Below are 12,830 nucleotides of genomic sequence, written 5' to 3' on the forward strand. Positions count from 1 at the left end.
GCTGGTCCTCTTTGTGTTTTGTGTGTCCGTGTTGTTTTTTTTGTTTTTGTTCTCGGTTCTGGGGGGGGGGGGCGCCCCCCCCCCCCCCCCCCCCCCCCCCACCACTGCCTTGGCACTAATCGTGCGGGACGACGACCACCGGCACCGGGGCGGCCCGCAGAATCTTGGCCGCACTCGAACCGAGGAACACCCGTTTGGGAGCCGCCAACCCACTCGATCCCAGGAACAGCACATCGCCCGGCTTCCAGTCGAGGTTGGCCATTGCCTCGTCCAACGACGACCCGTCGGCGACGATCGACTGCAGCCCGTCGATATCGGGGAGAGTGCGGGCCGCGTGGTCGAGATTGTCCTGAGCGGCAGCGACCTGTCGTCGTCGGGCGTCCAGTGACGTTTCGTCGCTCGGGGCACCGGTCGGTTCGAGCGAGACCAGTGACACCAAGCGCACCGGCACGTGCGCAGCGCTGGCGAGCGTGATCGCGAACGGCAACGGATTGGGGGCCGAGGCGCGGGTGGGGACGGCGACGGTGAGGTCGGTGATCGGTGCGTCGGAGAGCCGGTACCCCCGAGGAGCAAGTGCCAGCGGCACTTCCGACGCGTGCAGCAGTTGACTGGCGACCGACCCGATCGAGTGCCGGTTCAACAAGCCGTCTCGGGCACCGCCGACGACGATCATGTCGGCATCGGTCTGTGCTGCGAAGTCGATGAGGGCACCCGCGAAGGACTCGTGTTGGAGCACATGGGTAGCCACCTCGATGCCCGACGGCACCCGGGCGGCCGCGTCGTCCACCCAACCTTGCGCCTTAGCGGCGAGCACTTTTCGGTACGGTCCGCTGCCTTCCATGACCGGTTCGTCGACGGCCATGACCAGCACGATGTCGATGGAGGCGTCGAGAGCACGAGCGAGGGCAATGGCCAGGGCTACGCCATCGTCGCCGCTGGGGGTGGCGAGGTAGCCCACGGTGATCTTCATGAGTTCGTCGGTCCTTCTCTTCTAGTAAGTGTCCGGAACCTTGACTTCGGTGGACGCGGTGAGTGTCTTGCCCTGGAAGAAGTCCTTGTTGCCCACGAAGCACAGCAGCATCAGCGGAATGCCGAGTACCAGCATCCCGACACCGAGAACGAAGACTCCGCCGACGGGGCCGTAGACGGTGTAGCCGTAGTCGGGCTGAATCATGTCCACTGCGCTCTGCACGAATGCCCACGTCATCGACAGTCCACCGAGGAGCGGAAAGATGCCGCGCATGAACAGGTTTCGGACGGAGGAGCACAGTGTTCGACGGAAGTACCACGTGCACGCGTATGCGGTGATGCCGTAGTAGAACGCGACCGCGAGCCCGAGCGATGCCACAGAATCCTGGAGTGCGTTGGCGCTGACGAAGGTGAGGACCAGGTAGAACATCAGAGCGGCGGCCCCCATCACGAGCGTGCCGAAGCCGGGGGTCATGTACTTGGGATGGACACTGGCGAACCGCTTGGGCAGGGCCTCGTAGACGGCCATCGACAGCGTTCCGCGCGCGGTCGGCAGAATGGTCGTCTGCGTCGAGGACAGCGCCGAGATGGAAACCGTCAACAGCAGCAGTGACGCCACGAGGGAGCCGGCGACCGGGCCGCCGAGAATGGTGAGCACATCGTCGACGTTGTCCGGATTGTTCAGGCCGATGCCGGTATCGCCGAACCCGGCGAACGACTGCACGGCGTATCCGACGAGCACGTACGTCGCCACGAGAATCAGCGTGGTGATCACCGCAGCGCGACCGGGGGTCTTCTCCGAATCCTTGGTTTCCTCGCCGACGGCCAGGCAGGCGTCCCATCCCCAGTAGATGAAGATGCACAGGATGATGGCCTGCGCCGCGTCGGACATCGTCACTCCGGTGGGGACCAACCAGCTCCACTGAGGTGTGATGGCCTGCGGTCCGGCAGTGCCCGCCCCCACCTTGACCAACGCCGTCACCGACACCCCGATGAGAACGCCGAACTGCACGACCAGCAACACGTTCTGCATGCGCTCGCTGATCAGAATTCCGCGAAAACTGACATAGGTCATCGCAACTATGAAGAACGAACCCAGAGCGACTTTGGCCGCAGTCGACTCCGCCAATCCCGACAGGCCCAGGAACTCGAACAGGTAGATGGCAGCGATCTCGGCCACGTTGGCGAGCACGATGATCGCCGAGACGGCCAGACCCCATCCGGCCATCCAACCGACCCACGGACCGAACGCCTTGGTGCCCCAGGTGAACGACGTGCCGCAGTCCGGTGTGTCGCGACCCAACTCGCGATATGCGAAGGCCGTGAGGAGCATCGGAACGAAAGCCAGCAGGAACATCGACGGTGCTTTGTCGCCGACGGCCAGAACGACGTAGCCGAGGGTGGCGGCCAGGCTGTATGCCGGGGCGACCGCCGACAGTCCGATGACGATGTTGCCGACCAACCCGAGAGCGCCGTTGTTGAGTCCCTTACCCGGAATGGTGTTCGGCGGTTCCGCAATCGACATAGGTCTCTCCGAGGGTCGTGTCGACCGAGGATGTCGGAGAGGGACCCGACAGAATCGGCCGCGTGTGTTGGATGAACACTACGATTTCCGTCGCCGATTCGCTGTGTATCGACGGAATTGTTTTCATCGGAGTAACAATGCAACGAAATGGGTCGCAGAAGCGGCGGAGGCCAGGGGAATCCGCGGACTCGCCGACACTCGTTGACAGGCGCGCGGGTGCGCGAGTCGCGCGCTACCGTCGTCACATGAGCACCGCGGAGAACACACAGGCTTCCACCGGTGGCAGCGCGCCACTCGATCTCGCGTCGATCAGGACAGCTCCGAAGGCGTTGCTGCACGATCACCTCGACGGAGGGCTTCGTCCGCAGACCGTGCTCGAGCTTGCCGACGAGTGCGGATACGACGGGCTTCCCGCTACCGACGGGGCCGAACTCGGCGAATGGTTCCGCGCATCCGCCGACAGTGGCTCGCTCGAGCGCTACCTCGAGACGTTCGCGCACACGGTGGCCGTGATGCAGACTCCCGAGGGACTGTTTCGAGTGGCACGCGAATGCGCCGAGGATCTTGCCGACGACGGAGTCGTGTACGCCGAGGTGCGCTTCGCGCCGGAGCAGCATCTCGAACGCGGGCTGAGCCTCGACGAGGTCGTCACCCACACCCTCGCAGGTTTCGAGGCCGGCATTTCCGCAGCCAAGGTGCGAGGCAAGAACATCACGATCGGCACCCTGCTCACCGCCATGCGGCATGCGGCGCGTTCACGGGAGATTGCCGAATTGACGGTTCGATTCCGCGATCGCGGTGTCGTCGGCTTCGACATCGCCGGTGCCGAAGCCGGCTTTCCGCCGAGCAGGCACCTCGACGCGTTCGAGTACATGCGAGCAAGCAACGCGCACTTCACCATTCACGCAGGCGAGGCGTTCGGGCTACCGTCGATTCAGGAAGCAGTGGCGTTCTGCGGAACCGACAGGCTCGGTCACGGAGTGCGTATCACCGACGACATCACCCACGACGCCGACGGATCGCCTGCGCTCGGTTTGCTGGCCGCGTACGTTCGCGACACCCGAATGCCACTCGAGCTGTGCCCCAGTTCCAACGTGCAGACCGGCGCGGTCGAGTCCTTGGCGACGCACCCCTTCGATCTGCTTGCCCGGCTGCGCTTTCGAGTCACCGTGAACACTGACAACCGCCTGATGAGCGACACCTCGATGAGCCGGGAGATGGTCAAGCTCGTCGAGACGTTCGGCTACGGGTGGAGTGATCTGGAGCGGTTCACCGTCAACGCGATGAAGTCCGCGTTCCTGCCGTTCGACGAGCGGCTGGCGCTGATCGACGACATCATCAAACCCGGTTACGCAGTCCTCATCGGCTGATCCCGCACCGACTTCAGGCGCTACTTCTTGCGGAGCCGGCTCTCGAACTCGCGCTCGAGAGCGCGCCACGCCTCGGCCTCGACGGCGAACGGGGCGCTGGGGGCGAGCCGGTCCGGGCTCGGCTCGAGGGTGTACGAGACGTACCAGCCCAACGGCGTGGACGTGGCAAGCGCCTGCTCGACGGAGTCGTCGCCGGCGAAATCGGCTGCATCGGTGAACAGTTCGACCGCCAGATCCAGTTGATCGACGTCGACGGACGTCGGTCCCTCGGCCAGATCGTCGGCCAGTCCAGGCAGCACGTAGACGTTGTCGTCGGTGATCGCGATGTCGAGAGAGCCGTCGATGGCGGCGGTCTGAATGTCGGAGTAGGTACTGACCTGCGCGAGATCGTGATCGTGATCATCGGCCAGGTACCGGGCGAGGGCGCGCTCGGAGCCGAACACGCTGATCGCCCCGCCGCGGCCGAGGAACACCGGCTTGTCGCCGAGATAGCACCGCAGGGTGTACAGCGTGTCGTCCGAGGTGATGATGCGAATCGGATCGATGCCGACGGTGGTCCAGAACGTGTCCTCGGCTGCGGCTGCGGCGATCGGATCGCGGTCCACCTCGGCAGCGTCGTCGTCGGCAGCGTCGTCATCATCGTCGTCCGAGTCCGAGTCGATGTCGTCCGTGACGTCATCGGCGTCGACCGCGTTCTCGGCCGCCGCGGTGATCTCCGCTTCGGCGACGGCAACGGCAGCGGAGTCGACGTCGGGTGACGTGACGATGGCGTCGACGGCGTCGAGCACGTCGTCCCAGTGCTTGGCCACCGCCGCTCCGATGCGGTCCCACAGTTCGGCACCCTCGCGTCCGAGGAAGTTCTCGACGCCACCGCTGACAGCACCGACGAATGAGTTGGAGCCGAAAAAGCTTGTGACAGGGCGCAGTTCGCAGACGTCACCGATCGAGGCGACGATGTCGAAGGTGGCCTGCAGTTCGGCGAGGACGTCGGCTTCGGGGTCCGAGGCCACGAGCTCCGGCACCGCTACCAGGTCGAAGTGATGTAGATCGTCGGGCTCGAGCTCGTATGCGGCGAGTGCGGAGACCACCGGCCACGACGGGTGGTCGACGAGGTCGTTGTCGTCGTCCGATCTGACGAATGCCGCGAGCTCCGCGACGGTCGAGAATCCGTACAGATCCTCCTCGTGTCCGAGGAATGCCTCCCACTCGTCGTCGCCTTCTCGCCACTCCGGTGCCCACAGTGTCGAGAAGTCACCGGCGGTGAGACCGAGTTCGATCGGGATGATGTCTCCAGCCATGGCGCGAAGCCTATCTCAGGAGTCTGTGAACGAAGCCTGCAGACTTTGCAGGATCGCCTCGTGCAGGTCGAGTGCACCAGCGGCGGCCTCGGCTGCCGTAGCAGTGATCGTCGACGCGAGTACATGGGCGGTCGTTGCGCCGAGATTCTCGGCGAGTTCGAGGTCGACCATGGCACCGGAACCATCGGCGACGACGGTCACCGTGTTGTTCGGTGAGCTGGCTCGAAACCTGATGCGGTCCAGGCGCTCGTGCGTTTCGTGGAGCGCATCGAGCCGGTGCCGGGCGCTGCCGACAAGAATGTCCAGTTCGGTCGTGTGTGCGTGGGTCATACCGACTTCAACCAACTCGTGGGTGCGAAATCCTCTGCGAGATCGTCGTTCGCTTCGGCGGCGACTCGGGCACGAGTGGGTAGTCCGAGGCGATCGAGCACCTCGGTCGGAACGCCGTCCTCGGCCAGCAGGGTGCGGCGTTGTGCGCGTGCTGCCGCAGTGGCCCGCACGCACTGCTGAAGAATCGTCGATGCCAATGCACCTCCGCCGTAACGCAATTCATGTTCGTCGATGGCTATTGCGATCGGCAGCCCGTGCTCAGTGGAGCGCACTGTCACCGATCCCGATCTGGTGCTCGATACCGCGCTGACGACGGTGGTGGTCGAATCGGTCATTTCATGGCCCTTCGTTCGATCTGCCTGTCATTCGGTCGGACGGTAGAAGCCCTTGAAATCCATACCGCTGTTCGTTGTTCGGATCGGCCCCACCTGCACCGGGTCTCCTGCTTCGACGAGCTGACCGTTGCCGATGACCATGGCCACGTGGCCGTCCCACACCGCGAGGTCGCCGGGCATCACGTCGCCCGGTGACACGGACGAACCGATGTCCTGTTCCTGCGCCAGACGTGGAATCTCGACCCCCTGTTGTGCGTACGCCCACTGCGTCAAGCCGCTGCAGTCCAGCCCGCTGCCCGGTGTGGTGCCGCCCCACGCATAGGGCACACCCTGTTGGGTCAGTGCGCTACGCACGGCACCCGCGGCCTCGGTGTTCGGTGCGGTGACGGTACTGCCGTCGGGCAGACGCACCTCGACGCCGCGGCCGGTACTCTCCGTCGACTGTGCAGAATCCGCGGCCGAGTTGCCGAGATAGTTCTGCACGCCGCCGCCGCTCGCCGCGTCGGTTCCGGTGGTAGGAGCGGACACCGACTGCGCGAACGTCTTCGCCAGCTTCTCGCCGGCTTCGATCACCTGCGACGCTGCAGGTGAGGTCATGAGATTCGAGGGTGAGCCCGGAGTGGGTACGGCCTCTCCGCCCACCGGGGCAGGCACCGTCGGCGGAGCGGCGAGTGTCCCGACTTTCGCTGTGTGCGCAGCCAATTCGGCGCGAACACGGGCAATCACCACCAGTGCCCGCTCGAGATGTTCGATAGCTGCCGAGATCAGCATGGTCTGCCCCGGCGGGGTAGCGATGATCGGCCCGGCGGAGAGTGCGATACCCACGAAGGACTGCACGATCGCCTGCAGTTCGAGGAACCCTTGGTGAGTATCGCGGCAGGCGTGATCGACGACGGCAGCGATGTCGTCGGCGTGGTCGGCGAGGGCCAGTGCGCTCGTATGCGCGTTCTCGGCGTATCGAATTGCCGCGTCGGCGGCCTCGCCGTTCCAGTTGGCGGCGAGCTCGGTGATGGCGACCCTGCCGATTCCCTGCGCCGCCTCTATCGCTGCCGAGGACACACGCAGTACATCGGCCGGCCCTCCGGTGGGAAGTGCCCCGTTGCCGAAGGCTCCGAGCAGGTCGACGATCGGACGGGCGAGCAGATCGATCATCGGCGCTTACCGCGCGTCCTGCGCGATACCGGCGGCCGTGCCGGCAACGGTTGCGCCGGTGCCGACATCGGTGAGGGCGTACGACACCGCCGACGCGGTGGCCGCGGAACCGATGCTCGCCACCGCTCCGGCCAATCGCACCACGGCGTCGGTGTGCGCCAGATGGGTACCGGTGACCGCACCGAGAAACTCCTGCCCGATGAGGCCGAACACCGGCGCGAGCACGGCGGGCCCGCACGAGGCGGCGGCAGCACCCGCCGCGGCGATCTGTTGGGCCATGGTCGACGCCACCGCACTGTATGCGAGGACTCCCTCGGTTTCGACGACGAGCTCGGCCATCAGTGCCCCCTGAGAATGCAATCGATTCACGGCCGCCGAGTGCGACGCCCAACTGGTTCGACGCGGATGCCCGCCGTTCGGTTCCCCTGACTTGCCGTTCGCGTCCCACCCCCGGAGTCCTATCCTGTACCGCATGGAAACACACGTGGTCGAACACCCACTGGCCGCAGCTCTACTCACCACGATGCGGGACGAGCGCAGCGACAACGCCACGTTTCGATCGGCTCTGCGTCAGCTCACCCACATGCTGGTCTACGAGGCCACCCGCGATGCGGCGATCGACACCTTCGAGGTACGCACACCCGTCGCCGTCACCGAGGGCACCAGGTTGGCTCGTCCGCCTCTGCTCGTACCGGTCCTGCGTGCAGGTCTCGGCATGGTCGAGAAGGCCAGCAGCCTGATTCCGCAGTCTCGCGTCGGATTCGTGGGAATGGCCAGGGACGAGGAAACCCACCAACCGGTGCCGTACATGGAGTCCCTGCCCGACGACCTGTCGCAGACGCCGGTCTACGTCTTGGACCCCATGCTCGCCACCGGCGGATCCATGGTCCACACGATCGAGTTGCTGGTCGGTCGCGGTGCCGCGGACGTGACCGCGATCTGCGTCGTTGCTGCTCCCGAAGGAGTTGCCGCGCTCGAAGCCTCTGGTCTTCCGGTGCGACTGGTGGCTGCGAGTATCGACGACGGCCTCAACGACAACGCCTTCATCGTTCCCGGCCTCGGTGACGCGGGCGATCGTCAGTTCGGCCCGCGCTGATCTCCGATACCGCCGACCGGTTGGTCCTGGGGGTCTCCTGGCCTTCGGAGGCGTCGCCTGAACCGCGCCCGAGATTGCGGGTGCTCGATGTCGACACCGAGGAGATGGAGTTCCACGAACTGGTCGGCAGCACACTCGGATTCCGGGCGCTGGGTGCGTCCGGCGATCGCTACTGCACCGGGCGGACGGCCTTCCGGGCCGACGGTCCGCCGCGTTACGTTCCGTGCCCCGGCCGGGAGCGGGCGGTGTCGTCCGGGCAGTGCGAGACGTGCGCCGGTAAGGACAGCTTCAGATTCGTGCACACCGTGCATCGCAGTGGGCTCGTCTCGCGCGATCTGGAAAAGCATGTCATGCAACCGCATTGGCTGTATCTGGCGGCGTTCGCCAACGGTACTTTCAAGATCGGAACGGCAGCGGATACGCGTAAATGGGGCCGGCTCGCCGAGCAGGGTGCCATCTGTGCGCGCTACGTCGCCCACGCCGACGACGGAAAGGCCGTCCGAGTGGCCGAGGACCTCGTCACCGAGTCGATGGGGCTTCGGCAGGCGGTGCGATCCACAGCGAAAGCTGCCTCGCTGTGTTTGCCGATCGACGTGGATAGGCTCGAGGTCGCCACCGCTGCCCGGGCCGAGCAGGTCCGCGAGATGCTGACCGAGGCAGGCGTCGCCGGATGCACCCCGATCGACGAACGTTGGGCCCCGCCCGCAGGCCGGGAAGCGTTGAGCGAGAACATCAGCCGCGTCGCCTACCCAGCGGATGTCGCAACCGGATCCCACGGACTCGCCATCAGGACGTGCGTCGGGCAGGCGGTGCTCGCGACCGTCGACGGCGAGACGTACGTCGCGGATCTGGCGGCACTGAAGGGTCGGCGAATCGAACTCGGGGCCTTCAGGTCCGATTTGCCTGCGGTGCAGTCGGCGCTCTTCTGAGGTTAGGGCGCGAGGCCAGTGAGCTGTTCACCATCCATCGATGCAGTTAGTCTCTGCAGCGGAAAATGTGATTGCATCTATGGAAACAGAGGTCGGCCGTCTGCAAACGTCGAATAACGAGCGACAGCATAGTATTCGTTGTGCGGTACCGGCCACCATACGGATCTTCGCATTGTCCAGCGTCGAACCACGCCCGGACATGTAGATTGGTGCCGTGACTGACGACGATGTTGCTGGGAACGGACCTACAGTGACATCAGCGCTGTCAACCGGGGCACCATACGTTGAACGGATGTTGCTCAGGAATTTCAGGGGGATTGCCAACTGCGAAATCGAGTTTGAGCCGACGATGACGGTGCTCGCCGGAAGAAACAATGTTGGCAAGTCGAGAATATTGTCGGCACTGTATCTGGCCCTGGGCGGACGACCCCCGGAGATCGATGACTTCACAGTAGGTATTCAAGCTCAGCCGGAAGTCGACCTGATTGTTGCTCCAGCGCCACCCGTTAGCAACACCGATGACGACGAATTTTCAACGTCGGTAGCACGTTTGTTCGGCGACAGCGTGCAATCGCTGTCAGAGGAGCCAGCGCGTGAACGCATCGCTTGGCGAACAACTGTCTCCCCGTCTGCTGAAGGAATGGGCGCACGGGCGGATGCGCGAATTTTGACGTTCGACGCGCGATCGTCAGTCTGGGCACAACGTTCGGATGCGCAGCTACTTACTAGAACGCAACGTTCGATACTGTCTGTCGATCTGATCAATACCGGTCGCGATTTGCTCGACGAACTCAATCGTCGGGGTTCCAGTATCCGAAGAATCCTCAGCGATCTCGAGATTCCTGGCAGCCAAAGTGCTGCCCTCGAGGAGCGGCTCCTCGATCTCAGCAAAAGCATCTTGGGTGAAAGCGAGACCCTGAAGTCGGTCCGAAGTGCTCTCGACGATTTGCACAAGGCGGTAGGAAGTATCGGTTCGCCGTCGCTGAATCCGCTGCCCGCGAATCTGGATGAGCTTGCGCGCTTGATATCGATCGGATTAGACACGGGTAATGGTCCGCTACCGATGCGTCTCCACGGCGCTGGATCCCGAAGCCTTGCTTCGCTCCAAGTGCAGGGCGTCTTGTACGATAGAAGATTGGGCAGAGACGGTACCGCGCTCCGTCCGTCGCCAATAACGTTAGTCGAGGAACCAGAGGCCCACCTTCATCCCCAAGCAGCTATGGAGCTTGCTGCGCTACTTGGTTCTCTGCAAGGGCAAAAAGTCGTAACAACACACTCGGCGCACCTAATTACCAGCGTGGACCACTCCAGCGTCCGACTCCTGCGGACTGGGAAGGCGAACATCGAAGTAATCGACCTAGGGCCAGCCTCAAGCCTGGCGACGGCCACCCACCGTGCGTTTCGTCCGGACCTTCATGCTGACGAAATAGAAAAGCTGAAGCGACTCGTCGAGAGGCCATTTGGAGAACTGATCTTCGCGACGGCGATGGTGCTAGGTGATGGAGCTACCGAGAGGGCGTTCCTTCCCGCGGTTATCAGACATGCGCTGGGCGGAAAAGCGCACGGTATTTGTGTTGTCGATCCAGGAAGCCTCAACAACGAGTTAGCTACTGCCGCAGTAAAATTTGCGCAGATGACAAGCACCCCCTGGGTGTTGTTCGCCGACAGCGACGTTGACGGGCAGATGGCGGTGGCTAAATTGTTGTCGCTGGGCCACAGTGACTCAACCCGAGTGATCTGGATCAATGGGGTTGACAGAGATGGTAACCCTGTCGATGGTGCCATCGAGAGCTTGTTGCTCCAGTTCGACGAGGGCATGTGCCGGAGGGCCTGTCTCGAAGTCAGGCCGGACCTTGCATCACAAGCAACTTTGCCTTTGATGAAAAAACTGAAGGGGAGTTCTGGGGCATCGCTTGCGCAACATCTAATTTCTGAGTATCCGGATGCATCGGTGTGGCCGTTGCCGCTTAAGACGCTTCTTGAACGACTTGAAAGTGAACTGTAATGGGCAATTTCTTACCTTCAGACGTCCAGCTGAGTGCCGAGCAATTAGAAATTGTAAATGCTGACAGTACAGCCATTCTTGTGGTTGCCAGTGCTGGCAGCGGTAAGACTGAGGTAGTCGCCCGTCGGGTTCAGCGACTGCTTCAGAACGCGGACACTGCAAGTGGAAGAGTCCTTGCGCTTACGTACACAATAAAGGCTGCCGACGAACTGAAAAGTAGGCTGAGGGACCGCACCGGCGAGAATGTAAAATTCGTCGATGCCGAAACAGTTCATGGTTTTGCCCACAGCCTCCTCCGTCAGCATGGCACGAAAATAGGCCTGCCGCTCGAACCAGAGTTGTTGACAAGAGACGAAGACCGTGCAGAATTGATGAATCTTTGGCGTACGAGTCAAGGTCTGCCTCTGCTGGAGGACACGCTGGACGTGTTGCGCTCGGTCGACTTGGACCGCGCGAAACTGCAAACCAATTCTGAGGTCCAGGATTGGGAAGCTGCGCTGGAGAGCGTTCAGGCCCTTGACTATCCCGCACTTTTGGTAGCAGCACGCAAGCTGCTTGAGGTGCGTTCTGCTAGGCGGCAGCTCAACAGAGTTTATTCCCATGTGATCGTCGACGAAGCTCAGAACCTGACACCCGCACAGTACGACCTCATCTCAGCCATTCTGGGTGGCCCAGGTACTGGCGCGGGTGCTACTGCGATGTTTGTTGGCGATGATAAGCAATCAATAATAAGCTTTGCCGGAGCAGATCCTCGACTGTTGCACCGATTCGCTACTGAGTATGAGGCCCTGACGATTCGGCTTACAGTGAACTTTCGCTCTGCAAAGAGAGTTTCGGAACTCGCTACACGAGTCGCGGATGCATTAGGAAACGTGAACACTGTTGAAACGGCGCACGCAGCGGATGGCCTTGTCCAGTTGGCTGAGGGAAGCGACGAAGAAGGCGAAGGCCGAATCGTAGCAGATTGGGTAGCTGATTTACTGTCGAATGGTATGCCCTCGCAAGCGTTATCCGTTAGCGAGCCGACAGCTATGAGTCCAGAAGATATTGCGGTCATTGGGAGATCTGCTAGTTCTATGAAGTCTGCTACGGCCGAGCTTGCGGCAAAGGGCATCGAATTTACATCACTCGGAACTAAGGGGGATTGGTTAGAGGGTGCGCCAGCTAACGTCGCGCTTGAGATAGTGGCGATGAAGGGTGCAGAGTCCCACCGCTCAACACACTGGCACCTCTCTCGCCTACTCGGAGTGCTGCCTGAACGCGTCTCATCCGTGGGAAAATTGCGACTTGTTCTTGAAAGCCATGAGAGTCCTATGATGAGGATGCTTGCGCCACTGCTCGATGCAGATACTGTCTCGGATTTTTTCGAAGTCCTGCGCGGCTTAACCTGGGTGGAGGGTCCGTCCGACACCGAACTCGCGTCCTGGGAATCTGATCTCGCCCTGCTTTTAGCCACTTGGGGCGAGTTCGACCTGACTACCGAAAGAAGTGCGCTAAACTGGGCGAGTTTCCGTATTTTTTGCTCGCGCAAGCAGCGCGGGGAAGAAGGCCGCGGAGTGCAGGTACTGACTATCCATAAATCTCAGGGTAGAGAGTTTCGAGCAGTCGCAATCGTTGGTCTTAATGACGGCCAGTTTCCGGACTTTAGGAACACTACCCCCGATCAACTGCAGTCGGAGCTGAGAGCTTTCTACGTAGCCGTGACGCGGAGTCGTCGAATTTTGCTACTAACCCGAGCGAGAAGTCGATCAACCAGATACGGTGCGCGCGTTGGCAAACCTTCGCCATTTCTGGGATACGCGCGTTTGTGAAGTCAGCATT

At 62.4% G+C, this 12,830-nt stretch carries 12 protein-coding genes; 5 read left to right on the forward strand and 7 right to left on the reverse strand.

Translation table 11 applies throughout. The features are described from left to right. Nucleotides 1-115 precede the first annotated feature (115 nt). Together ACIGGF_RS21555 and ACIGGF_RS21560 are read right to left on the reverse strand one after the other, a co-directional pair. The gene (locus ACIGGF_RS21555) at nucleotides 116-970 is read right to left on the reverse strand and encodes a universal stress protein (RefSeq protein WP_397523199.1); all 855 of its coding nucleotides are present in this window, start codon (nucleotides 968-970) and stop codon (nucleotides 116-118) included. 21 nt (nucleotides 971-991) lie between these two features. After that, complete coding sequence (locus ACIGGF_RS21560) at nucleotides 992-2,494, reverse strand: APC family permease (RefSeq protein ID WP_397523200.1); 1,503 nt, start codon at nucleotides 2,492-2,494, stop codon at nucleotides 992-994. A gap of 245 nt (nucleotides 2,495-2,739) precedes the next feature. On the opposite strand from ACIGGF_RS21560, the gene ACIGGF_RS21565 reads away from it, so the two are divergent. After that, nucleotides 2,740-3,864 carry an adenosine deaminase gene (locus ACIGGF_RS21565; RefSeq protein WP_397523201.1) on the forward strand — a complete coding sequence of 375 codons (1,125 nt, stop codon included), beginning with the start codon at nucleotides 2,740-2,742 and terminating at the stop codon, nucleotides 3,862-3,864. A 20-nt stretch (nucleotides 3,865-3,884) separates the two neighbouring features. On the opposite strand, the gene ACIGGF_RS21570 is transcribed toward ACIGGF_RS21565, so the two are convergent. Genes ACIGGF_RS21570 through ACIGGF_RS21590 form a run of 5 tightly spaced genes read right to left on the reverse strand, consistent with a single transcriptional unit; the run spans nucleotide 3,885 to nucleotide 7,318 of the window. Continuing rightward, nucleotides 3,885-5,162 carry a primosomal protein gene (locus tag ACIGGF_RS21570; RefSeq protein ID WP_397523202.1) on the reverse strand — a complete coding sequence of 426 codons (1,278 nt, stop codon included), beginning with the start codon at nucleotides 5,160-5,162 and terminating at the stop codon, nucleotides 3,885-3,887. A gap of 15 nt (nucleotides 5,163-5,177) precedes the next feature. Beyond that, on the reverse strand, nucleotides 5,178-5,492 hold the full coding sequence (locus ACIGGF_RS21575; protein WP_397523203.1) for a YbaB/EbfC family nucleoid-associated protein: 315 nt from the start codon (nucleotides 5,490-5,492) through the stop codon (nucleotides 5,178-5,180). Continuing rightward, nucleotides 5,489-5,827 carry a hypothetical protein gene (locus ACIGGF_RS21580; RefSeq protein WP_397523204.1) on the reverse strand — a complete coding sequence of 113 codons (339 nt, stop codon included), beginning with the start codon at nucleotides 5,825-5,827 and terminating at the stop codon, nucleotides 5,489-5,491. The genes ACIGGF_RS21575 and ACIGGF_RS21580 overlap by 4 nt, the downstream gene beginning before the upstream one ends. A 27-nt stretch (nucleotides 5,828-5,854) precedes the next feature. Continuing rightward, nucleotides 5,855-6,979, reverse strand: coding sequence for a C40 family peptidase (locus ACIGGF_RS21585; protein ID WP_397523205.1), 1,125 nt, complete (start codon nucleotides 6,977-6,979; stop codon nucleotides 5,855-5,857). A 6-nt stretch (nucleotides 6,980-6,985) separates the two neighbouring features. After that, nucleotides 6,986-7,318, reverse strand: coding sequence for a type VII secretion target (locus tag ACIGGF_RS21590; RefSeq protein WP_397523206.1), 333 nt, complete (start codon nucleotides 7,316-7,318; stop codon nucleotides 6,986-6,988). Between the two features lie 133 nt (nucleotides 7,319-7,451). On the opposite strand from ACIGGF_RS21590, the gene upp reads away from it, so the two are divergent. The 4 genes from upp (at nucleotide 7,452) to ACIGGF_RS21610 (ending at nucleotide 12,820) form a co-directional block, all read left to right on the forward strand. Next, nucleotides 7,452-8,075: a uracil phosphoribosyltransferase gene (gene upp, locus ACIGGF_RS21595; RefSeq protein ID WP_397523207.1), complete on the forward strand. Its 624-nt coding sequence runs from the start codon at nucleotides 7,452-7,454 to the stop codon at nucleotides 8,073-8,075. Between the two features lie 80 nt (nucleotides 8,076-8,155). Continuing rightward, entirely contained in the window at nucleotides 8,156-9,004 is an 849-nt protein-coding gene (locus ACIGGF_RS21600; RefSeq protein WP_397523208.1) for a DUF2797 domain-containing protein, read from the forward strand. Nucleotides 9,005-9,218: 214 nt separating this feature from the next. After that, a complete protein-coding gene (locus tag ACIGGF_RS21605) occupies nucleotides 9,219-11,009 on the forward strand; it encodes an AAA family ATPase (RefSeq protein ID WP_397523209.1) in 1,791 nt (596 codons plus the stop codon). Further along, nucleotides 11,009-12,820, forward strand: a complete 1,812-nt coding sequence (locus ACIGGF_RS21610) for an ATP-dependent helicase (RefSeq protein ID WP_397523210.1) — start codon at nucleotides 11,009-11,011, stop codon at nucleotides 12,818-12,820. Before ACIGGF_RS21605 ends, ACIGGF_RS21610 begins: the two co-directional genes overlap by 1 nt. The last annotated feature ends 10 nt before the right edge of the window (nucleotides 12,821-12,830 follow it).

This window comes from Rhodococcus sp. NPDC078407, assembly GCF_044542515.1.
Lineage (GTDB): Bacteria > Actinomycetota > Actinomycetes > Mycobacteriales > Mycobacteriaceae > Rhodococcoides.

What these genes read in the sequence shown, in the direction of transcription:
- ACIGGF_RS21565 (WP_397523201.1), top strand. Translation starts at nt 2,740, where the DNA reads ATGAGCACCGCGGAGAACACACAGGCTTCCACCGGTGGCAGCGCGCCA.
- ACIGGF_RS21570 (WP_397523202.1), bottom strand. Translation starts at nt 5,162, where the DNA reads ATGGCTGGAGACATCATCCCGATCGAACTCGGTCTCACCGCCGGTGAC.
- ACIGGF_RS21585 (WP_397523205.1), bottom strand. Translation starts at nt 6,979, where the DNA reads ATGATCGATCTGCTCGCCCGTCCGATCGTCGACCTGCTCGGAGCCTTC.
- upp (WP_397523207.1), top strand. Translation starts at nt 7,452, where the DNA reads ATGGAAACACACGTGGTCGAACACCCACTGGCCGCAGCTCTACTCACC.
- ACIGGF_RS21560 (WP_397523200.1), bottom strand. Translation starts at nt 2,494, where the DNA reads ATGTCGATTGCGGAACCGCCGAACACCATTCCGGGTAAGGGACTCAAC.
- ACIGGF_RS21580 (WP_397523204.1), bottom strand. Translation starts at nt 5,827, where the DNA reads ATGACCGATTCGACCACCACCGTCGTCAGCGCGGTATCGAGCACCAGA.
- ACIGGF_RS21610 (WP_397523210.1), top strand. Translation starts at nt 11,009, where the DNA reads ATGGGCAATTTCTTACCTTCAGACGTCCAGCTGAGTGCCGAGCAATTA.
- ACIGGF_RS21590 (WP_397523206.1), bottom strand. Translation starts at nt 7,318, where the DNA reads ATGGCCGAGCTCGTCGTCGAAACCGAGGGAGTCCTCGCATACAGTGCG.
- ACIGGF_RS21575 (WP_397523203.1), bottom strand. Translation starts at nt 5,492, where the DNA reads ATGACCCACGCACACACGACCGAACTGGACATTCTTGTCGGCAGCGCC.
- ACIGGF_RS21555 (WP_397523199.1), bottom strand. Translation starts at nt 970, where the DNA reads ATGAAGATCACCGTGGGCTACCTCGCCACCCCCAGCGGCGACGATGGC.